The organism is Diaphorobacter aerolatus, from assembly GCF_014489535.1.
Lineage (GTDB): Bacteria > Pseudomonadota > Gammaproteobacteria > Burkholderiales > Burkholderiaceae_C > Diaphorobacter_A > Diaphorobacter_A aerolatus.
Genome location: NZ_CP060783.1, coordinates 3402597 through 3424616 on the forward strand (window position 1 = coordinate 3402597; position 22020 = coordinate 3424616).

Sequence of the window (22020 nt, forward strand, 5' to 3'; positions counted from 1 at the left end):
TCATCACAGATTGACCGTTCCCTGAATGCAGGTGTTGCAGGCGCCGCCCACCCAGGCCTGGCCCTGGGCATCGCGCGAGATGTGTACGCGGCCCTCGCGGTCGATGCAGGTGCCCTGGCTTGCGACGTAGGGCGCTTCGATGTGGCCTTCATCGATCAGCCATTGCGCGAAACTTGCATTGAAGCTGCCGGTGGTCGGGTCCTCGACCGAGGCCGTTGCGGAGTTGAAGAATACGCGCACCTCGATATCGGGAGAGTGCTCGGTGGGGCTGCGTCCGAAGGCGCGCGCCTCGCGGCTCGAGCGGCCAATCAATGCAGTGTTGTGCGATGCGTAGCGGGCCCGATGCCGACCTCCAGATTCATCGCATAGAGCGCCGCACCGTCCGGTTGCAGCTCGAGCAGACGGTCAGCATCGCGCACCAGCAGCGCCAGGAACAGCGGGCCGTTGTCGAGCAGTTGGTAGTCCACGATCTCATCGCGCCGCAGTCCCAGAGCGGCGAGCGCAGACCTGAGTTGTTCATCGCTGGCGGCTCGGCGAGTGGACTGCGGTGCGGCGAACGCAAGCGGTGCGCTCGCCTGGCCGTCGTCCACGCGTATCGGTATGAGTCCCTTTGCGCACTCCTGAATCACTTGGCCTTCCTGCTTTGGCTTGCCACCCGCCTGCAGCCACGCGTGGCAGGTGCCCAGCGTGGGATGGCCCGCGAACGGAAGCTCGGTGCCCGGCGTGAAAATGCGCACGCGGTAGTCGGCACCGGGCTGCGTGGGCGGCAGCACGAAGGTGGTTTCCGACAGGTTGGTCCAGCGTGCGAAGGACTGCATCTGCGCATCGCTCAATCCCTCACCATCAAGGACGACGGCAAGCGGGTTGCCTTTGTAGGCGGACGATGAAAATACATCGATCTGCATGAAGCGGCGTGCTTTGGGGTTCATGGAACGCCTCAACTGATCTGCATGTCGAGCACGCCGCGCGCGCCACTGCGCTCCACCAGCGACTGGAACCAGCGGTCGATGTTCGGCATGGCGGGCCGCTGTAGCGGCAACCCAAACCAGCGATGGATTTCGCAGCCGACGGGAATGTCGGCCATGGTGAAGGCGTCGCCCGTCATGTAGGCATGTGTGGCGAGATGCGCTTCGAGCATCGCAAGCAGCGGCACCGTGGCGTTCACCGAATGCACGATGCGTGCGTCGTCGCGCTGGTCGGCGGGTGTTCTGATGAGCTGGATGAAGGCGTCGCGTCCAGCGGGGTTAAATGCGGTCTGCTGCCAGTCCATCCACTGCTCGGCGACGAACCGCGCCTGGATGTTGTCGGGATAGAGACCGCCATGCGCATAGCGCGCACAGAGATAACGCACGATGACGTTGGATTCCCAGAGGCGGTAGCCGTCCTCATCCTCGATGAGCGGAACGAGGCCGTTGGGATTGTGGCCCAGATATTCGGCCTCACGCACCAGACCGAACTGGCCACCGGCATCGGTGCGCTGCAGGGTCAGGTCGAGTTCCTGGGCTGTCCAGATCACCTTGCGGACGTTGATCGAAGAAGTTCTACCCCAAAGTCTCAACATGGCTTTTTGCTTTCTCTGTTACTTCATGGCGAAGCCTTGCGGCTTCGATGGATGATTCGTTTCGAGACGCCAACAAGGCGCTTCAAGCGTCGTCTTTCGGAACGTGCACATCCATGGATGTTCATTGGGCTGCCAGCTCGTCCTTGATCGTTGCGGCCAGCGCGGCGATGGCGGTATTGATCTGCTCGACACTGGCGGTCACGAAGGACAGGCGCAGGGTGCGCACGTCGGCGTTGTCCGCGTAGAAGGCGGCGCCGGGCACGAAGGCGACATTGCGGTCCACGGCCTTGGGCAGGAGCCTGGCGGTGTCGATGCCTTCGGGCAGTCGAAGCCACAGGAACATGCCGCCCTTGGGACGATTCCACTGCACGTCGAGGCCCTTCATTTCGCGGTCGAGCGCGGCGACCATGGCATCGCATTGTTCCTTGTAAAGCGTGCGGATCTGCGGCACGTGGCGATCAAGAAAGCCACCCTTCATCACTTCGGAGATCAGGCGCTGGTTGAAGCTCGGCGTGTGCAGATCGGCCGCCTGCTTGGCTTGCAGCAGCTTCGGGTAGATGTTCTTTGGCGCGACGATGTAGCCCAGGCGCAGGCCGGGAGCGAGCACCTTGGAGAACGAGCCCATGTAGATCGAGCCCTCGGGGTTGCGCGCGGTGAGCGGCAGCGGCGGCTGTTCGTCGAACCACAGATCGCCATAGGGTTGTCCTCGACCAGCGGAATGCCGAGTTCGCGGGCCTTGGCAACCAGCGCGGCGCGGCGCGCTTCGGTCATGGTGCGGCCGGTGGGATTCTGGAAGTTCGGCAGCAGATACATGAAGCGGGCCTTGTCGGCGCCCGTGCCCGCCTTGGCGACGAAGTCCTCGACCAGCGGGCCTTCCTCGTCGCTTGCGACCGACACCACGTTCGGCTCCATCGGCGAGAACGCTTGCAGCGCCCCGAGGTAAGTGGGCGTCTCCACCAGAATGCGGCTGCCCGCGTCGATCAGCACCTTGCCGATCAGGTCAAGCGCCTGCTGCGAGCCGGTGGTGATCAGGATCTGGTCGGGGCTGATGTCCCAGGGCAGGAATTGCGCAATCGCCTCGCGCAGCGGAATGTAGCCTTCGCTCGCGGCGTATTGCAGCGCCGAGGGGCCGTCGTTGTCGAGGATCGAGGCAGCGGCGGCCGCGAACTCGGTGATCGGAAAGGTCTTGGGCGAAGGCAGACCGCCCGCAAGGCTGATGATGCCGGGCTTCTCGGTCACCTTGAGGATCTCGCGGATCACCGAGGGGTTCATTTTTTCGGCACGTGCGGCCAGAGTCCATTGCGTCATGTTGCTTGCTTCTTGTGTAGGCAGCCCATGCGCGCGGCGCGCGGGCTTGCGGTGAGTGATTGCAGGGTGAGTGTCATGCCGTCGCGAGGGGGCGTGAGCAGCATTTTCGCTGCGGATTGCCTGCGCGCGGCGAACATCAGGGTTTTGCCGACGTTCATGTCCGCATCATCCAATAGGAGGTAGCCACCAGGATCAAAGCCATGAAACGGTTGAACCACAGGAGCCGCTGCCCGCTTGCCAGCCAGTTGCGCAGCAGCGCACCGATGCAGGCATAGAGCAGGTTGCTCGACAGGGCGAAGACCGCCATCACGGGAAGGACGATGACCAGGCGTTGCAGGCCGTCGTCGCGACCGATGATCCAGCTGCCAACGATGGTGAGCGCCAGCATCCAGGCCTTGATGTTCACGAATTGCAGCGCCGCGCCTTGCCAGAAGCCGATGTTCATGCGCGAAGCGTCGGCCTGCGAGAGTTTGCCGCTGCCGCTGAGTTTGAAGGCCAGCCAGAGCAGATAGCCGATACCGACGATCTTCACGCCCCAGCGCAGCGCCGGCACGGCGAGCAACACGGCTCCGAGACCTGCGGAACACAGCACCAGCAGAGCACACCAGCCCACTGGCACGGCGAACACGAAACGCATCGCCGGACGAATGCCGCGATTAGCCGCAAGCGCTGCCGAGAGCGTGGTATTCGGGCCGGGCGTGAAGCTCATGGCCGTGGCGAGAACCAGCAAGGCGGTGAATTCGGCGAGGGGCATCGATGAAAGGTTGGATGGATTGCTTTGTATTCACTGTAGGATAAATAGCCATTACAGTACCTATACAGTTCGCTCTACAAAATCACGATCTGTATCGGCCTGTTTGCCAATACAGATCGGCGTGTGGAACTTTTCAGCATTACACCGCCATGGCCCTTACCCGCACACCCGATCAGACCCTTACCGAGCAATTGGCCGAGCGCTTTGCCGAGCGCATCCGCACGCGGCTTTTACCTGCCGGTGCCAAGCTGCCTTCGGTGCGCGCCTGCGCGCATCAGCAGGGCGTGAGCGCATACACGGTGGTCGCCGCATACGACAAGCTGCTGGCGCAGGGCCTGATCGACGCGCGCAGCCAGCGCGGCTTCTTCGTGCGTGACGTGCTTCAGAAAAACGCCTCCGCTCAGGCATCCGATGCGTCTCGCCCGGGGCGAAGGGCCAGCGGCGGAAGTCCATCCGCTGTCGCCTCTGGGCGTGATGCCGCCGCGCTCGTCGGGCTCGCTGATCAACGCCACCTCGCTGATGCGCGGCATGTTCTACCAGGCGTCGAACAAGCCTCAGCCGGGTTCGGGCGTGCTGCCGGTGAGCTGGCTTGAGGAGGCGCGCTTCATGCCCGCAGCGGTGCGCAAGATCACCACCATCGAAACGCTGCGGGCCGGCTCGCTGAGCTACGGGGAGCCGCTCGGCGATACCGGGCTGCGCTCGGTGCTCGCGCAGCGGCTTGCGGACGTCAACATCTCGGCCCTGCCGAGCCAGATCATGACCACGGTCGGGGCCACACATGCGCTGGACATCGTGAGCCGCACCGTCCTCAAGGCGGGCGATCCGGTGATGGTCGAGGAACCGGGCTGGTCGCTCGAATACGCGCGGCTCGATGCGCTCGGCATGCGCGTGCTGCCGGTGCCGCGTGGCCCGGACGGACCCGATCTGGCGGTGATGGCGCATTATTGCGAGACCTATGCCCCAAACTCTACGTGAGCGTGAGCGTGCTGCACAACCCCACGGGCTACAGCCTGTCGCCGGGCAGCGCGCACCAGATCCTGCAACTGGCCGAGCGCTTCAATTTCCATGTCGTCGAAGACGACACCTATGGTCACATCGCGCCCGAGCACGCGACACGGCTGTCGAGTCTGGACGGGCTCAAGCGCACGATCTATGTGAACGGTTTTGCCAAGATTCTCGCGCCCAACTGGCGCATCGGCTACATCGCCACGCCGCCCGAACTGGTCGACCGGCTGCTCGACACCAAGCTGTTGTCCACGCTGACGACGCCGAGCATTCTGGAGAAGGCGCTGGCGCTGTGCATCGAGCAAGGCCAGTTGCGCCGCCACGCGGAGCGCATGCGCCAGCGCATCGCCACGGCACGTTCGCGCAGCGTGCAACTGGCGCTGGAGGCCGGTTGCACCTTCGCGGCGGAGCCTTCGGGCATGTTCGGCTGGGTGGACACCGGCGTGGACACCGACATGCTCGCGCAGCGCATGCTCGACGAGGGCTACCTGATTGCACCCGGCGCGCTGTTCCATGCCACCCGCAGGCCCTGCACCCTCATGCGCATCAACTTCGCGAACACGCTCGACCCACAGTTCTGGCGCGTCTGGAAGCGTGTCGTGGCCGAAAGCCAGGCGCGCGGTTGATCGCATCCGTCAGCCCAAAGAATCGTGAATTTGTTAACGGAGACACAAAAAACTAACAAATGGATTCATTCAACCCTTCGCGCGAATGGTCTTCGCCGACGGGGAAAAATGGGCGCCATGAGGGGATTTTGAGAGGGAACCACGCGCATTCAGATCATTTTGTATGCCCTGTTGCTTTTCCCGTTACTTGCGATATATAGCTAGTGATAGTGAGAACTCGGTATCATTCAATTTACATTCTGAAATGCAGGCAAGCTGGTGCGAGCGAAGTGAGAGGTGGCCTGCGCACATGGAGAACCAATGCAATCTACGCTGACAAGTACTGGCGATCCCGCGATTCCGGTGTCGGTGCTGACGGTTGCCGAATTGCAGGATTCGCTGTTGATGGTGATGCACGATCTCCACCGTCTGGAAGGCCTGCTGGGTGATGCCACCGACAATCTGCTGCAGCGCTTCGGCGAGGCCGACGGTTTGCTGAGCGACGACGTGGTGGCGCAGTCGGTACGCCTTGGGCAGGCGCGCGCAGCCCTGCGCAGCGCGGTCACCGAACTGCAGTTTCACGACATGGCGACCCAGTTGATTTCGCATACCACCCGGGTCGTGCGCTCCTGTGCATTCCAGTTGGGCGCCGAGGCCATGGATCAGGCCGATGAAGCCGCAGCGCCGCCCGATGCCGCGCCGTCTCGCCCAATCCGGTCACGCAAAGCGAGATGGCGGCGGGCTCCATCGAGCTGTTCTGAAGCTCAGTCTATTGCCCGTTCCCGCGCCAAACGACTCACACCGTATTAATAAAAGTAGATAAAGGTTCCCTTCAAATGCCGTCCATTCTCGCTGTTGATGATTCGCCCTCCATGCGCAAGATGGTGTCGTTCACGCTGACCGGAGCGGGCTACCACGTCGTGGAGGCGGTGGATGGGCAGGATGCACTCGAAAAGGCGGAATTGCACGACATCGATCTGGTGCTGGCCGACCAGAACATGCCTTTTCTCGACGGAATCGGCCTCACGCGCAAGCTGCGCGAACACCCGAAGTTCAAGACCACGCCGATCCTGATCCTGACCACCGAATCGAGCGAGCAGATGAAGCAGGCGGGACGCGCTGCGGGCGCCACAGGCTGGCTGGTCAAGCCGTTCGATCCGAACCGCCTGATCGAAGTGATCCAGAAGGTTCTGCGCTGAGGCGCAGGCCTCAGCCTTACCGCGATCCATTTGGAGCACAGCATGGCCGACACCCACCCACACGGAGCGGGCGCGGGCGCACCAGCACCCTTCGACCTCAGTCAGTTCTACCAGATCTTCTTCGACGAGGCGGCGGAGAACCTCGAGCAGATGGAGCAGATGTTGCTGCACGTCGATCTCGCCCATGCCAACGACGAACAGCTCAACGCAATCTTCCGTTGCGCCCATTCCATCAAGGGCGGCGCGGCGACGTTCGGCTTCACCGACATTGCCGAACTCACGCACCACATGGAATCGCTGCTTGATCGCGTGCGGCGGCGCGAGCTGTTCCTGGGCGCCGAACTGGTGGACGTGCTGCTGGACGCGGCCGACCTGTCACGCGCGTTGCTGAGTCGCCATCAGCACGGCGAGACCAGTGAGCCGCCATCCGCCACCGCGCTGGTGCGCCGCATCAGCGATCTGGTCTCGGGCAGCCTGCGCAGCGCCCCGGGCATCGCCAGCGTATCCGAACGCGCGCACTCCGGTGCGCGAGACGATGCCGGCGCGCTGCGGCGACTGGCGCTGCGCATCGGCCCGATGCACAGCGCCGAAGCGGCCGACGAAGTTGCCGACCTGCTGATGAGCCTGCCCGACATGGTGCAACGCAACGAGCTTGCCGCGCCCGAGGGGAATGCGCGTGCCATGGTGATCGAGACCCGCCTGTCGGATGATGATCTGCGCGACCTGCTGGCCTTTCATCTCTCGCAAGACCAGTTGGGGATCGACGAGATGACCAGCGCCGTGGTGCAGGCGGCTGCTGCAAGGCAGCCCGCCTCTGACGATGCGCCTGCATTGGAGGTCATGGAGGACGAGTTTTTCGGGCTGTTCAGCGGCGCACCGGGGCTTCCTGCCGAGCTGGGCAGCGAGGCGGCAATCGCCACGGCCCGCGCCGCGCAGACGAGCAAACTCCATGGCGGTTTCGAGCACCGGGCCAGCAGCACGGCAGCGCATGTGGAAGCCGCCACCATCCGCGTGGCGGTCACCAAGGTGGATCAGCTCATCAACCTGGTCGGCGAATTGGTGATCACCCAGGCCATGCTGGCCCAGAACAGTCGCGATCTGGATTCGCGCCTGAATCAGCAACTGCTCGCGGGCCTTGCCGATTTGGAGCGCAACACCCGCGAGTTGCAGGAATCGGTGATGTCGATCCGCATGATCCCCATGTCGGCGGTGTTCAACCGCTTTCCGCGCATGTTGCGCGATCTCGCGCTCAGGTGCGGCAAGAGCGTCGAACTGATCACGCTGGGCGAGGCCACGGAGCTTGACAAGAGCATGGTCGAGAAGATCACCGATCCGCTCATGCATCTGGTGCGCAACAGCTGTGATCACGGCATCGAGACACCGGCAGAGCGGGTCGCGGCGGGCAAGCCCGAGCATGGGACGATCACGCTCGCCGCCGCGCATCAGGGCGGTCAGATCATGATCGAGGTGCACGATGACGGGCGAGGTCTTTCGCGCGAAAAGATCCTGCGCAAGGCACGCGAACGCGGCATGCCGGTGTCCGATGAGATGAGCGATCCGGATGTGTGGTCGCTGGTGTTCGAGCCGGGGTTCTCGACCGCTGACATGGTCACCGATCTGTCGGGGCGCGGCGTGGGAATGGACGTCGTCAAGCGCAGCATTCTGGCGCTCGGCGGCAGCGTGGAAATCGATTCCGCGAAGGCTATGGCACGCGCATTTCGGTGCGGCTGCCGCTCACGCTGGCGATCATGGACGGCATGTCGGTTGCGGTTGGCGACGAGGTCTACATCCTGCCCTTGGCCGCCGTGGTCGAGTCCTTTCAGGTGAGCGAGGGCAGCGTGAACACGGTGGCGCAGGGCGCGCCGCTCGTGAAGGTGCGTGACGAATTCATGCCGGTGGTGGAACTGCAAAGCCTGTTCGAGGTGCCGCGCAGCACGTCGAAGGCGCGTCATGCAGACATCATGGTCGTGGTGGAAGTCGAGGACAGCCGCGTGGCGCTGCGGGTCGATGAATTGCTCGGCCAGCACCAGGTCGTGGTGAAGAACCTCGAGAGCAACTATCGCAAGATTCCGAACGTGTCCGGCGCGACCATCATGGGAGACGGTTCCGTGGCGCTGATTCTGGATGCGACAGCCATCGTGCGGCGCGCGCGCAGTGCGCGTTCGCCCGCACGCGATCTGGGAGAGCTGGTATGAACGACATGAGCGTGCAGCAGATGCCGGAAGCCACGGTGCCGGGCAAGGAGTACCTGACGTTTCGCATCGCCGACGAGGAGTACGGCATCGACATCCTCAAGGTCCGCGAGATCCGGCGCTATGAAACGCCCACACGCATCGCCCGCACACCCGTCTTCATCAAGGGCGTGGTGAACCTGCGCGGCACCATCGTGCCCATCGTCGATCTGCGCATGAAGCTGCACCTGCACGATGATCCGCACTACGGCGAGTTCACGGTGGTGATCATCCTGAACCTGCTGGATCGCGTGGTCGGCGTGGTCGTGGACTCCGTGAGCGATGTGCTCAAGCTGCAGCAAGACGAGATCAGCAGCGTGCCCGAGCTCGAATGCGCCATCGACCACGAATCCATCGAAGGACTTGGCAGCGTGGCTGGACGCATGCTGATCCTGCTCGACATCGAAAAGCTGATGTCCTCCGTGGACATGGGCCTGGTCCCTGCCGACGCCTGAGTGCAGCGGTGGTCACGGCACTCCTGAACCCGGCCCATGCATCCGCGAACGCGGATGGTCGCGGGGCCGCGCGTCGACGCCGCGAGAGAGCACCGGAGCAAGGAAACGCCGCCGACGCGCCGGATGGACCCATTGGCGAGCGCGAATTTCTCTGGACCACGCAGGACTTCGAGCGCATCCGCGCGCTGATCCACGCGCGCGCAGGGATTCATCTGCACGCGGGCAAACAGGCCATGGCCTACAGCCGCGTCGCGCGGCGCCTGCGCGAGACCGGGCACAAGAGTTTTCATGACTACCTGAACTGGCTCGAGCAGCAGGAAGATGACCTGGAGTGGCAGGAATTCGTGAACGTGCTGACCACGAACCTCACGGCCTTCTTTCGCGAGCCGCATCACTTCGAACTGCTGGCGGCGTGGCTGGCGCAGCAGCCGGGCGGCCCATGGCATGTATGGAGCTGCGCCGCATCGACCGGCGAAGAGCCCTATTCGATCATGATGACCGCGATGGAAGCGCTGGGCGCGCGGGCTTCGCAGTTCCGGCTCACGGCAAGCGACGTTGATTCGCGGGTCCTGGTTCGCGCGGCCGAAGGCGTCTTTCGCGCCGACCATCTCAAGGGGTTGAGCGAGGAGCGGCTGCACCGTTTCTTTCTTCGGGAAGAGGCATGAACGCGGGGCTGGTGCGGGTGCGCCCGAGCTTCAGCAGGCAGTGGAATTCGAGCAGATCAATCTGATCGGCGAAGAATGGCCATTCCGCCGACCGCTCGATGCGGTGTTCTGCCGCAACGTCATGATCTATTTTGATGCGCCCACGCAGCGGCGGGTGCTGGAGCGGCTGCATCGGGTGATGCGCCCCGGCGGCCTGCTGTTCGTCGGCCATGCCGAGCATTTCAGCGACGCGAGAGACCTGTTCGTTCTGCGCGGAAAGACGGTGTACGAGCGCCTATGAAACGCATTTTCCGCGCAGCCGCGATGCAAGAGCAAACGGGGAGCCGCCGATGAATGCAGACGCGCCTCGGCAGACTGCGCGTGCCCGCGGCTCGCCGGATGTGACGCTGGAGCAGCTCAAGGCACGACCGGTCGCGCCGGGGCAGGCCGGGTTCTTTTTCTTCGACAACCATTTCCAGCACAACGCCGTCAAGGTGCTTCCGGGCGAGTACTTCGTGACCAACGAGAACCTGATGCTGATCACCGTGCTGGGGTCGTGCATCTCCGCTTGCCTGTGGGACAGCCGCGCAGGCGTCGGCGGGATGAACCATTTCATGCTGCCGGTGGGTGATGCTGCCGATCTGTCCGGGCGTTACGGCTCGTATGCGATGGAGTTGCTGATCAACGAGATGATGAAGCTGGGCGCGCGCCGCGATGGCATGCAGGCCAAGATCTTTGGTGGTGCACAGGTGATCCACGGCTTCACCAACATGAATGTCGGCGAGCGCAATACGGACTTCGTGCGCGACTATCTGCGTACCGAGCGCATCCCCATCGTGTCCGAAGATGTGCTTGACATTCATCCCCGCAAAGTGGTGTTCTTCGGCACCTCGGGCAGGGCCATGGTCAAGCGACTCGCGCACACGCACAAGGAGTCGGTTGCGGCGCAGGAGGCACGCGGCAACGCGGCGTCCGTGGTGTGCGCAACGCATGGCGGGTCGGTAGACATCTTCGGGCAGCGAAAGGGGGCTGAGCCGATGTCGGGCAAGACACGTGTTCTGGTGGTCGATGATTCTGCGCTGGTGAGGAATCTGCTCAAGGAAATCATCAACCGTCAGCCGGACATGGAGTGCATCGGCACGGCCAACGATGCCCTGATCGCGCGCGAGATGATCCGCGACCTCAATCCCGACGTGCTCACGCTCGACGTGGAAATGCCGCACATGGACGGCATCGATTTTCTGGGGCGACTCATGCGTCTGCGGCCCATGCCGGTGCTGATGATTTCATCGCTCACCGAACACGGCGCGGAAGTCACGCTCAAGGCGCTCGAGCTGGGCGCGGTGGATTTCGTGGCCAAGCCGCGCCTGGGCATCGAGAACGGCTTGCTTGAACTCGCGCAGCAGATCGTCGAGAAGATCCGCATTGCCACGCAGGCGCAGGTCAGGCGTCTGCCGCCGCTGTCGCTGGACTCGGTCAAACGCCTGCGCGCGCTCACGGGCGCGCAGGCTGCACCGCAGTTGCAGACGACCCAGCCGCTGCGTCTGCCATCACCGCTGCTCGGCGACAAGCTGATCGGCATCGGCGCATCCACGGCGGAACCGAAGCGGTGCGCGAAGTGCTGGCCCACATGCCCGCCGACGCGCCGCCCATCGTTATCGTCCAGCACATGCCCGCAGGCTTCACGACCAGTTTCGCCGCGCGCCTCAACGAGTTGTGTAGCGTGATCGTGACCGAAGCCCTGCATGGCGAGCCGTTGCTGCCCGGCCATGCCTACATCGCCCGGGCGGAAAGCACTTCGCGGTGGTGCGACGCATGGGGCGTTATCTGGCATCGATCTTCGACGGCGATCCCGTCAATCGGCACAAGCCGTCGGTGGACGTGCTGTTTCGTTCCATCGCCAGCGCATCGGGCCCGAATGCGATCGGCATCATGCTCACCGGCATGGGCAGCGACGGTGCCTCCGCGATGCGTGAAATGAAGGTCTCCGGCAGCTACAACTTCGCGCAGGATCAGTCCACTTGCGTCGTGTTCGGCATGCCGCGCGAGGCCATAGCGCGCGGCGCGGTGGACATGGTCTTGCCGTTGCCCCAGATTGCACCCGCCGTGCTGGCGCGGCTGCACCGGTGCATGGCACCCGGCAGCGCGCCGGACGAGCCGCCATACTGACTGGCCTGGGCTCAGGACGAGAGTTCCGACCAGCGTTCCAGTGCCTGCATCAACAGCTCTTCGATCTCGCCTTCGCGTGCATGCAGGGCCGCAGCGCGCGCTCCGTCGCGTGCATAGATGGCGCCGTCCGCGAGTTCGGACTGGATCGCCTTCTGCTCGTTTTCGAGCGTTTCGATCTGCGCGGGCAGTTGTTCCAGCTCGCGCTGTTCCTTGTAGCTGAGCTTGCGTTTGTTGAGAGCGGCGGGCGGATTGCCACCGGCACCTGCGAGCTTATCGCTGTCCGCCGCGCTGGCTTCTTCCTTGCGCGCGTCCTTCTTGGGAGCGGCCGATGCGGCCGCCAGATCACGGCGACGACGCGACTGCGTCAGCCAGTCTTCGACGCTGCCCTCGTATTCGCGCCACACACCCGCGTCCTCATAGGCAATCGTGCTGGTCACCACGTTGTCGAGAAACTGCCGGTCGTGGCTCACGAGGAACACCGTGCCGTCGTAGGTCTGCAGCAGCTCTTCGAGCAACTCGAGCGTGTCGATATCGAGGTCGTTCGTCGGTTCGTCAAGCACCAGCACATTGGCCGGGCGGGCGAACAGCCGTGCGAGCAGCAGCCGGTTGCGCTCGCCGCCGGACAGCGAACGCACGGGCGAATTCGCGCGTGCCGGCGAAAACAGAAAATCGCCCAGATAGCTCTTCACATGCTTGCGCTGGTTGCCAATCTCGATCCATTCGCTGCCGGGACTGATGAAGTCCTCCAGCGTCGCGTCCATGTCGATCGCCTGGCGCATCTGGTCGAAATAGGCGATCTGCAGATTGTTGCCCCGGCGCACGTTGCCGGTGTCGGGCTCGAGTTCACCCAGGATCATGCGCAAAAGCGTGGTCTTGCCAGCACCGTTCGGGCCGATCAGGCCCACCTTGTCGCCGCGCAGAATCGTGGCGGTGAAGTTCTTCACGATCAGCTTGTCGCCAAACGATTTGCTCACGTCGGTCAACTCGGCAATGATCTTGCCCTGGTAGCTGGTCTGTGTGCCCGAAGCGATATCCATCCGCACGCTGCCCAGCGCTTCCCGGCGCGCCTCGCGCCTGGCGCGCATGTTCTCCAGCCGCGTGATGCGGCCCTGCGCACGCGTGCGCCGCGCTTCGACGCCCTTGCGAATCCAGACTTCTTCCTGCGCGAGCAACTTGTCGGCCTTGGCGTTGATGACGGCCTCCTGCGCAAGCTGATCTTCCTTTTGCGTCACATAGGCCGCGAAGTTGCCGGGGTAGGAGCGCAGTTGTCCACGATCCAGCTCCACGATGCGCGTGGCAACGCGGTCGAGAAACGCGCGATCATGGGTGATGGTGATGAGGCTGCCCTTGAAATCGATCAGCAGGTCTTCCAGCCAGGCGATGGAGTCGAGATCCAGGTGGTTGGTGGGCTCGTCCAGCAAGAGCACGTCGGGCTTGGCAACCAACGCCTGCGCCAGTGCCACGCGCTTCTTGGTGCCGCCAGACAGCGTGGCAATGCGCGCCTGCGGATCCAGATGCAAACGATGCAGCGTTTCGTCCACGCGCTGCTCCCAGTTCCAGCCATCGTGCGCCTCGATCTTCGACTGAAGCGCATCCAGATCCACGCCCGGAGCGACCGACAGGTATTGCTCTCGCCAGACGACGACGTTCCCCAGTCCCTGCGAGGCCACCTCGAAGATGGTGGCTTCGGGATCGAGCACGGGCTCCTGAGCCACATAGGTCGTGCGCAGACCCTGCTGGATGTGCAGCGCCCCGTCATCGGCCTTCGCAAGGCCGGCCAGAATCTTGAGCAGCGAAGACTTCCCCGCGCCATTGCGGCCAATCAGGCCGACGCGCTCCGAAGACTCCAGTGTGAAGTCCGCATGATCGAGCAGGGCAACGTGGCCGAACGCCAGTTGCGCATCCAAAAGTGTGATGAGTGCCATGGGCGCGAATTATGCGCAGCTTGGCAGCGGCCCTTTGACTACGAAGCCTATGCCGGTGTGGTGATCCGAGCGGATGCTCGTCCGTGAGCGCAGAGGAAAATCCCCAAGAATCATCAAGTTTTTCGAAAATTCAGGGATAACCCGGACTACAATCAACCCGTCGCGTCAACAAACCGTCATGAAGCGGGTTTGCAAAAACTCTTTTTGACGGCTTGCACCAAGCGGTTGAAGATTTCCTCGAAACTTCTTCTTTGGGTTGAAAAGCTCGGTTTAGAATCGAGGGCTTCGCTGCCAAGAAGTGGTCGGTTTAGCCGATTGGGCCTGGGCGGTGGCGGTCTCTCCGGGGATCGTGAAGTTGTCGGTGGGCTATAAAAAGCGTGCTACACTTCAAGACTTCGCTGGTTGCTGCGGTAGTGGTGGTTGGCGGGGGTGGTTGAGCTGACGGCAAGACCCCAAAGATTGACAGGTCTTTTTAAAACGTGTCATAATTCAAGGCTTCGCTGATCACGGCGAGTCAGGCGGTCCGGGGGTAACCCGGGCGGTCAGGATCCTTAAAAACATACAGCCGATAAGCGTGGGCGTTTGATGGCGAGTGCCAGGTTCTTCGGAACTAGTGCTTAGCACTACAAACGCTCATGAAAACAGTATTGTTGAAGTCTTTTCTTCATCAATTCCAATTTTTGAGCAAGTCGAGAGACTCTAAATTTTCAAGATCGAACTGTAGAGTTTGATCCTGGCTCAGATTGAACGCTGGCGGCATGCCTTACACATGCAAGTCGAACGGTAACAGGTCTTCGGATGCTGACGAGTGGCGAACGGGTGAGTAATACATCGGAACGTGCCCGATCGTGGGGATAACGAGGCGAAAGCTTTGCTAATACCGCATACGATCTACGGATGAAAGCGGGGATCTTCGGACCTCGCGCGGACGGAGCGGCCGATGGCAGATTAGGTAGTTGGTGGGATAAAAGCTCACCAAGCCGACGATCTGTAGCTGGTCTGAGAGGATGATCAGCCACACTGGGACTGAGACACGGCCCAGACTCCTACGGGAGGCAGCAGTGGGGAATTTTGGACAATGGGGGAAACCCTGATCCAGCCATGCCGCGTGCAGGATGAAGGCCTTCGGGTTGTAAACTGCTTTTGTACGGAACGAAAAGGTTCATTTTAATAAAGTGGGCCCATGACGGTACCGTAAGAATAAGCACCGGCTAACTACGTGCCAGCAGCCGCGGTAATACGTAGGGTGCAAGCGTTAATCGGAATTACTGGGCGTAAAGCGTGCGCAGGCGGTTATGTAAGACAGATGTGAAATCCCCGGGCTCAACCTGGGAACTGCATTTGTGACTGCATGGCTTGAGTGCGGCAGAGGGGGATGGAATTCCGCGTGTAGCAGTGAAATGCGTAGATATGCGGAGGAACACCGATGGCGAAGGCAATCCCCTGGGCCTGCACTGACGCTCATGCACGAAAGCGTGGGAGCAAACAGGATTAGATACCCTGGTAGTCCACGCCCTAAACGATGTCAACTGGTTGTTGGGAATTTGTTTTCTCAGTAACGAAGCTAACGCGTGAAGTTGACCGCCTGGGGAGTACGGCCGCAAGGTTGAAACTCAAAGGAATTGACGGGGACCCGCACAAGCGGTGGATGATGTGGTTTAATTCGATGCAACGCGAAAAACCTTACCCACCTTTGACATGGCAGGAACTTACCAGAGATGGTTTGGTGCTCGAAAGAGAACCTGCACACAGGTGCTGCATGGCTGTCGTCAGCTCGTGTCGTGAGATGTTGGGTTAAGTCCCGCAACGAGCGCAACCCTTGTCATTAGTTGCTACATTTGGTTGGGCACTCTAATGAGACTGCCGGTGACAAACCGGAGGAAGGTGGGGATGACGTCAAGTCCTCATGGCCCTTATAGGTGGGGCTACACACGTCATACAATGGCTGGTACAAAGGGTTGCCAACCCGCGAGGGGGAGCTAATCCCATAAAGCCAGTCGTAGTCCGGATCGCAGTCTGCAACTCGACTGCGTGAAGTCGGAATCGCTAGTAATCGTGGATCAGAATGTCACGGTGAATACGTTCCCGGGTCTTGTACACACCGCCCGTCACACCATGGGAGCGGGTCTCGCCAGAAGTAGGTAGCCTAACCGCAAGGAGGGCGCTTACCACGGCGGGGTTCGTGACTGGGGTGAAGTCGTAACAAGGTAGCCGTATCGGAAGGTGCGGCTGGATCACCTCCTTTCTGGAAAACAGCATTCAAGATTGAACGCCCACACTTATCGGTTGTTGGAACAAAGCCAGGTGGCCTGCCCAAGCAATGCGGCGGGCTGCGTGGAATGGGTCTGTAGCTCAGCTGGTTAGAGCACTGTGTTGATAACGCAGGGGTCGTTGGTTCGAGCCCAACTAGACCCACCAAACACTCCAACGCCTGGTCGGGGAAAGATTGATTGGTCAGAACCAAGCAGTGCGAGGCGCGGATGACGAAGCACACTTCAGGGTGTGTGAGGAAGAAGCAACGACGCAATGCGCCGGTGATGAACGATCAGCGGGGATTAGCTCAGCTGGGAGAGCACCTGCTTTGCAAGCAGGGGTCGTCGGTTCGATCCCGTCATCCTCCACCACCACACTCCAAGTGCTTATCAAGTAATCAACATCAAAGCGGTTTCGCCAGGAGACTGCTTTGATGTTGAATCCGGATTACCGGATCAACGCGGCTGTTCTTTAAAAATTCATAGAGTCGAAAATCAGTGTTGCTGGCGGAAAGCAGGAAACCGGATGGGTTGCTGCACCGTGCCGCCAGTGACAAATTTGATTGCGTCAAAACGAATAGACAAAAACTTTGTTTGTTCAAGTAATGACGAATTGTTCTCAAAGTTGGGGTGCGCGATAAAAAGCGGACTCCAGCCAAGAAGATCATTCACATTACGGCATAACGCGTGAGGTGAGAGACCTCACAAGACAAGTCTGAGATCTGTTGACTGTGTAGTCTCCTTGAGGGAGATGTCAAAGTTATAGGGTCAAGTGACTAAGAGCATATGGTGGATGCCTTGGCGATGATAGGCGAAGAAAGACGTGATAGCCTGCGATAAGCTTCGGGGAGCTGGCAAACAAGCTTTGATCCGGAGATTTCTGAATGGGGAAACCCACCCGCAAGGGTATCGGCAACTGAATACATAGGTTGCCGAGGCGAACCGAGTGAACTGAAACATCTAAGTAGCTCGAGGAAAAGACATCAACCGAGATTCCGATAGTAGTGGCGAGCGAATTCGGAAGAGCCTTGCAGTGATAGTCATCGGGTTAACAAAACGGCATGGAAAGGCCGGCCATAGTGGGTGATAGCCCCGTATGTGAAAACCCGGTGGTGGTACTAGGCTGCAGACAAGTAGGGCGGGGCACGAGAAACCCTGTCTGAATATGGGGGGACCATCCTCCAAGGCTAAATACTCATCATCGACCGATAGTGAACAAGTACCGTGAGGGAAAGGCGAAAAGAACCCCGGGAGGGAGTGAAATAGATCCTGAAACCGTATGCTTACAAAAAGTCGGAGCCTCGCAAGGGGTGACGGCGTACCTTTTGTATAATGGGTCAGCGACTTACATTCAGTGGCAAGCTTAACCGAATAGGGGAGGCGCAGGGAAACCGAGTCCGAACAGGGCGATTTAGTCGCTGGGTGTAGACCCGAAACCAAGTGATCTATCCATGGCCAGGATGAAGGTGCCGTAACAGGTACTGGAGGTCCGAACCGACTAGTGTTGCAAAACTAGCGGATGAGCTGTGGATAGGGGTGAAAGGCTAAACAAACTTGGAAATAGCTGGTTCTCTCCGAAAACTATTTAGGTAGTGCCTCAAGTATTACCTGCGGGGGTAGAGCACTGTTTTGGCTAGGGGTCATGGCGACTTACCAAACCAAGGCAAACTCCGAATACCGCAGAGTACAGCTTGGGAGACAGAGCACCGGGTGCTAACGTCCGGACTCAAGAGGGAAACAACCCAGACCGCCAGCTAAGGTCCCTAAAATTGGCTAAGTGGGAAACGAAGTGGGAAGGCTAAAACAGTCAGGATGTTGGCTTAGAAGCAGCCATCATTTAAAGAAAGCGTAATAGCTCACTGATCGAGTCGTCCTGCGCGGAAGATGTAACGGGGCTCAAGCCAGTTACCGAAGCTGCGGATGTGCAATTTATTGCACGTGGTAGGAGAGCGTTCTGTAAGCCTGTGAAGGTGTCTGGAGACGGATGCTGGAGGTATCAGAAGTGCGAATGCTGACATGAGTAGCGTTAAAGCGGGTGAAAAGCCCGCTCGCCGTAAGCGCAAGGTTTCCTACGCAACGTTCATCGGCGTAGGGTGAGTCGGCCCCTAAGGCGAGGCAGAGATGCGTAGCTGATGGGAAACAGGTCAATATTCCTGTACCGATCAATAGTGCGATGTGGGGACGGAGAAGGTTAGCTCAGCCAACTGTTGGACATGTTGGTTCAAGCCTGTAGTCGTGCCTGGTAGGCAAATCCGCCGGGCTAAGATGAGGGGTGATAACGAGTGTGCTTGCACACGAAGTGAGTGATACCCTGCTTCCAGGAAAAGCCACTAAGCTTCAGCTATTGACGACCGTACCGCAAACCGACACTGGTGCGCGAGATGAGTATTCTAAGGCGCTTGAGAGAACTCAGGAGAAGGAACTCGGCAAATTGATACCGTAACTTCGGGAGAAGGTATGCCCCGGTATGTGAAGTTGAACAAACGGAGCAGAAAGGGGTTGCAAAAAATCGGTGGCTGCGACTGTTTATTAAAAACACAGCACTCTGCAAACACGAAAGTGGACGTATAGGGTGTGACGCCTGCCCGGTGCTGGAAGATTAAATGATGGGGTGCAAGCTCTTGATTGAAGTCCCAGTAAACGGCGGCCGTAACTATAACGGTCCTAAGGTAGCGAAATTCCTTGTCGGGTAAGTTCCGACCTGCACGAATGGCGTAACGATGGCCACACTGTCTCCTCCTGAGACTCAGCGAAGTTGAAATGTTTGTGATGATGCAATCTCCCCGCGGAAAGACGGAAAGACCCCATGAACCTTTACTGTAGCTTTGTATTGGACTTTGAACAGATCTGTGTAGGATAGGTGGGAGGCTTTGAAGTGTGGTCGCTAGATCACATGGAGCCAACGTTGAAATACCACCCTGGTGTGTTTGAGGTTCTAACCTGGATCCATTATCTGGATCGGGGACAGTGCATGGTAGGCAGTTTGACTGGGGCGGTCTCCTCCCAAAGTGTAACGGAGGAGTTCGAAGGTACGCTAGTTACGGTCGGACATCGTGACGATAGTGCAATGGCATAAGCGTGCTTAACTGCGAGACTGACAAGTCGAGCAGATGCGAAAGCAGGACATAGTGATCCGGTGGTTCTGTATGGAAGGGCCATCGCTCAACGGATAAAAGGTACTCTGGGGATAACAGGCTGATACCGCCCAAGAGTTCATATCGACGGCGGTGTTTGGCACCTCGATGTCGGCTCATCTCATCCTGGGGCTGTAGTCGGTCCCAAGGGTATGGCTGTTCGCCATTTAAAGAGGTACGTGAGCTGGGTTTAAAACGTCGTGAGACAGTTTGGTCCCTATCTTCCGTGGGCGCTGCAGATTTGAGGAAGCCTGCTCCTAGTACGAGAGGACCGGAGTGGACACACCTCTGGTGTACCTGTTGTCACGCCAGTGGCATCGCAGGGTAGCTATGTGTGGAAGAGATAACCGCTGAAAGCATCTAAGCGGGAAACTCGTTTCAAGATGAGATCTGCCGGGCCTCGAGCCCCTGAAGGGTCGTTGTAGACCACGACGTTGATAGGCTGGGTGTGGAAGAGCAGCAATGCTTTAAGCTAACCAGTACTAATTGCCCGTGCGGCTTGACCCTATAACTTTGATAATGACTTTGAATAGCTCAAGACTTGTAAGTTATGCCAAGACGCAATCAAAACTGATCCCAGACTCTATGAATTCGCAACGCAGTTCTCCCACAGAACTGCCAAGCACCCCGTTATGCCTGATGACCATAGCAAGTTGGCACCACTCCTTCCCATCCCGAACAGGACAGTGAAACGACTTCGCGCCGATGATAGTGCGGGTTCCCGTGTGAAAGTAGGTCATCGTCAGGCTCTTACAGCCCAAGACGCCCTCCACTCCTCATGAGTCGGAGGGCGTCTTGCTTTGCGGCAGCCGAAATGACGTGCCCCTTTTAAGCCTCGTTGTTCCCCATGTTCGCTCTTGCCACGTCATGCGCTCACGGTCAGCCGACATCAAGAGGGGACAAATTTCTGCCTGACTTCCGCTATCTTGTCTGCTCTGGGATATATTGACCTGCACGTCAACTGAGCGCGCAGGTACCTTGCGCGCTCAACGAAAATTCCAATTCATGGGCACGACTTACACCATCAGCGATCTGGCCAAAGAGTTCGATCTCACCACGCGCGCAATGCGCTTTTACGAGGACATGGGCTTGCTGAGTCCCGACCGTGCGGGCCCCGGCGGGCGCAGCCGGGTCTACAGCGCGCGTGATCGCACGCGCCTGAAGCTCACGTTGCGGGCCAAGCGGCTTGGACTGTCGCTCACGGAGGCCAAGGAGATCATCGACCTCTATGACAGCCCGCGCGACACCGGGAATCAGTTGCGCAAGTTTCTCGAAGTGCTCGGACAGCATCGCAAGCAGCTCGAGGCGCAGATGACCGACCTGGAGGCCAATCTCGAGGAGATTCGCGAGCATGAAAAAGAGGCACATGCGCACCTGCAGCGCCTCGACCCTGAGGCCAAAAATAGGTGATAATTGACGTTTACGTAAACGTCAATCTCTTTCTTGTTCCACATCCCGCCAGGCGCGAGGTGAAGCAGTGAAACGGGCTCGCAATGCCCGCCTTGCATAATCTGTCGAATGCCGGTTTTGTAGTTTCAGCTTTATTCATTCCCATACTCTCGGAGACAAACCATGAGCCTTTCCAATCTGCCCGGCCTGAATTTCCAACTGGGTGAAGACATCGATGCACTGCGCGATGCGGTACGCGAATTCGCCCAAGCGGAGATTGCTCCACGCGCGGCGGAAGTTGATCGCACGGACCAGTTCCCGATGGATCTGTGGCGCAAGTTTGGCGATCTGGGCGTGTTGGGCATTACCGTGTCGGAGGAGTACGGCGGCGCGAACATGGGCTATCTGGCGCACATGATTGCGATGGAGGAAATTTCGCGTGCGAGCGCATCCATTGGGCTGTCGTATGGCGCGCATTCCAATCTGTGCGTGAACCAGATCAATCGCAATGGCAACGAGGCACAAAAGGCCAAGTACTTGCCCAAGCTGATCAGTGGCGAACATGTCGGCGCGTTGGCGATGAGCGAGCCCGGTGCGGGCTCCGATGTGATCAGCATGAAGCTCAAGGCCGAGGACAAGGGCGGTTACTACCTGCTGAACGGCACCAAGATGTGGATCACCAATGGTCCGGACGCCGACACGCTGGTGGTGTATGCCAAGAGCGAACCGGAGCTCGGCGCGCGCGGCGTGACGGCGTTCCTGATCGAAAAGGGCATGAAGGGTTTCTCGATTGCGCAGAAGCTCGACAAGCTCGGGATGCGCGGCAGCCATACCGGCGAACTGGTGTTCGAGAATGTCGAAGTGCCGGCGGAAAATGTGCTCGGACAGCTCAACGGCGGCGCGAAGGTGCTGATGAGCGGACTCGACTACGAACGTGCCGTGTTGACCGGCGGCCCTCTGGGCATCATGCAATCCGTCATGGACAACGTGATTCCGTACATTCATGATCGCAAGCAGTTCGGTCAGAGCATCGGCGAGTTCCAGCTCATTCAGGGCAAGGTAGCCGACATGTACACCGTGCTGCAAGCCGGTCGTTCCTTTGCCTACACCGTCGCCAAGAATCTCGACCTGCTCGGCTCCGAGCATGTCCGCCAGGTGCGCAAGGATTGCGCCAGCGTGATTCTGTGGACTGCCGAAAAGGCGACCTGGATGGCCGGCGAAGGCGTGCAAATCTATGGCGGCAATGGGTATATCAACGAGTACCCGCTTGGCCGTCTCTGGCGTGATGCGAAACTCTACGAAATCGGTGCAGGCACGAGCGAGATTCGCCGCATGCTGATTGGCCGCGAACTGTTCGCCGAGACTTGCTGAAATCTCCCTGGAACGGTG

At 59.9% G+C, this 22020-nt stretch carries 10 protein-coding genes, 1 tRNA gene, 3 rRNA genes and 7 pseudogenes; 14 read left to right on the forward strand and 7 right to left on the reverse strand.

All coding sequences use genetic code 11. The annotated features are described in order from the left end of the window. Positions 1 to 3: 3 nt before the first annotated feature. The 6 genes and pseudogenes from H9K75_RS25585 to H9K75_RS15860 form a co-directional block, all read right to left on the reverse strand. Complete coding sequence (locus tag H9K75_RS25585; RefSeq protein WP_404826352.1) at positions 4 to 312, reverse strand: hypothetical protein; 309 nt, start codon at positions 310 to 312, stop codon at positions 4 to 6. Further along, complete coding sequence (locus tag H9K75_RS15840) at positions 309 to 929, reverse strand: PhzF family phenazine biosynthesis protein (protein WP_404826353.1); 621 nt, start codon at positions 927 to 929, stop codon at positions 309 to 311. Before H9K75_RS15840 ends, H9K75_RS25585 begins: the two co-directional genes overlap by 4 nt. An 8-nt stretch (positions 930 to 937) precedes the next feature. Next, the gene (locus tag H9K75_RS15845) at positions 938 to 1561 is read right to left on the reverse strand and encodes a glutathione S-transferase N-terminal domain-containing protein (protein ID WP_187723353.1); all 624 of its coding nucleotides are present in this window, start codon (positions 1559 to 1561) and stop codon (positions 938 to 940) included. Between the two features lie 121 nt (positions 1562 to 1682). Further along, a pseudogene (locus tag H9K75_RS15850) lies at positions 1683 to 2869 on the reverse strand (aminotransferase-like domain-containing protein). Then, positions 2866 to 3027, reverse strand: a complete 162-nt coding sequence (locus tag H9K75_RS15855) for a hypothetical protein (RefSeq protein WP_187723354.1) — start codon at positions 3025 to 3027, stop codon at positions 2866 to 2868. The pseudogene H9K75_RS15850 and the gene H9K75_RS15855 overlap by 4 nt, the downstream one beginning before the upstream one ends. Continuing rightward, entirely contained in the window at positions 3024 to 3623 is a 600-nt protein-coding gene (locus H9K75_RS15860) for a LysE family translocator (RefSeq protein WP_187723355.1), read from the reverse strand. The genes H9K75_RS15855 and H9K75_RS15860 overlap by 4 nt, the downstream gene beginning before the upstream one ends. A gap of 149 nt (positions 3624 to 3772) precedes the next feature. On the opposite strand from H9K75_RS15860, the pseudogene H9K75_RS15865 reads away from it, so the two are divergent. From H9K75_RS15865 to H9K75_RS15905, 8 genes and pseudogenes are all read left to right on the forward strand, one after another. Beyond that, positions 3773 to 5254 (forward strand): annotated as a pseudogene (locus H9K75_RS15865) (aminotransferase-like domain-containing protein). A gap of 300 nt (positions 5255 to 5554) precedes the next feature. Beyond that, a pseudogene (locus H9K75_RS15870) lies at positions 5555 to 5994 on the forward strand (hypothetical protein). A 75-nt stretch (positions 5995 to 6069) separates the two neighbouring features. Then, positions 6070 to 6432: a response regulator gene (locus H9K75_RS15875; protein ID WP_187723356.1), complete on the forward strand. Its 363-nt coding sequence runs from the start codon at positions 6070 to 6072 to the stop codon at positions 6430 to 6432. A 42-nt stretch (positions 6433 to 6474) separates the two neighbouring features. Continuing rightward, positions 6475 to 8627: pseudogene (locus tag H9K75_RS15880) on the forward strand (chemotaxis protein CheA). Between the two features lie 5 nt (positions 8628 to 8632). Beyond that, a complete protein-coding gene (locus tag H9K75_RS15885; RefSeq protein WP_187726067.1) occupies positions 8633 to 9118 on the forward strand; it encodes a chemotaxis protein CheW in 486 nt (161 codons plus the stop codon). A gap of 131 nt (positions 9119 to 9249) precedes the next feature. Further along, positions 9250 to 10063: pseudogene (locus H9K75_RS24085) on the forward strand (CheR family methyltransferase). Between the two features lie 49 nt (positions 10064 to 10112). Next, positions 10113 to 10775, forward strand: a pseudogene (cheD, locus tag H9K75_RS15900) (chemoreceptor glutamine deamidase CheD); the annotation flags it as partial. Positions 10776 to 10799: 24 nt separating this feature from the next. Continuing rightward, positions 10800 to 11931 (forward strand): annotated as a pseudogene (locus tag H9K75_RS15905) (protein-glutamate methylesterase/protein-glutamine glutaminase). Between the two features lie 11 nt (positions 11932 to 11942). Here H9K75_RS15905 and H9K75_RS15910 read toward each other — a convergent pair. Next, positions 11943 to 13856, reverse strand: a complete 1914-nt coding sequence (locus H9K75_RS15910; RefSeq protein WP_187723357.1) for an ATP-binding cassette domain-containing protein — start codon at positions 13854 to 13856, stop codon at positions 11943 to 11945. 715 nt (positions 13857 to 14571) lie between these two features. Between H9K75_RS15910 and H9K75_RS15915 the strand changes: the two genes are divergently transcribed. From H9K75_RS15915 to H9K75_RS15940, 6 genes are all read left to right on the forward strand, one after another. Next, positions 14572 to 16101 (forward strand): 16S ribosomal RNA (locus H9K75_RS15915). A 96-nt stretch (positions 16102 to 16197) separates the two neighbouring features. Further along, positions 16198 to 16274 (forward strand) — tRNA-Ile (locus H9K75_RS15920). Between the two features lie 600 nt (positions 16275 to 16874). Further along, positions 16875 to 19749 (forward strand): 23S ribosomal RNA (locus H9K75_RS15925). A 128-nt stretch (positions 19750 to 19877) separates the two neighbouring features. Further along, positions 19878 to 19990, forward strand: a 5S ribosomal RNA gene (gene rrf, locus H9K75_RS15930). The 16S, 23S and 5S rRNA genes sit together here with 1 tRNA gene alongside, the layout of an rRNA operon. Before the next feature lie 257 nt (positions 19991 to 20247). Continuing rightward, complete coding sequence (locus tag H9K75_RS15935) at positions 20248 to 20652, forward strand: MerR family transcriptional regulator (RefSeq protein ID WP_187723358.1); 405 nt, start codon at positions 20248 to 20250, stop codon at positions 20650 to 20652. A 162-nt stretch (positions 20653 to 20814) separates the two neighbouring features. Next, entirely contained in the window at positions 20815 to 22002 is a 1188-nt protein-coding gene (locus tag H9K75_RS15940) for an isovaleryl-CoA dehydrogenase (RefSeq protein ID WP_187723359.1), read from the forward strand. The last annotated feature ends 18 nt before the right edge of the window (positions 22003 to 22020 follow it).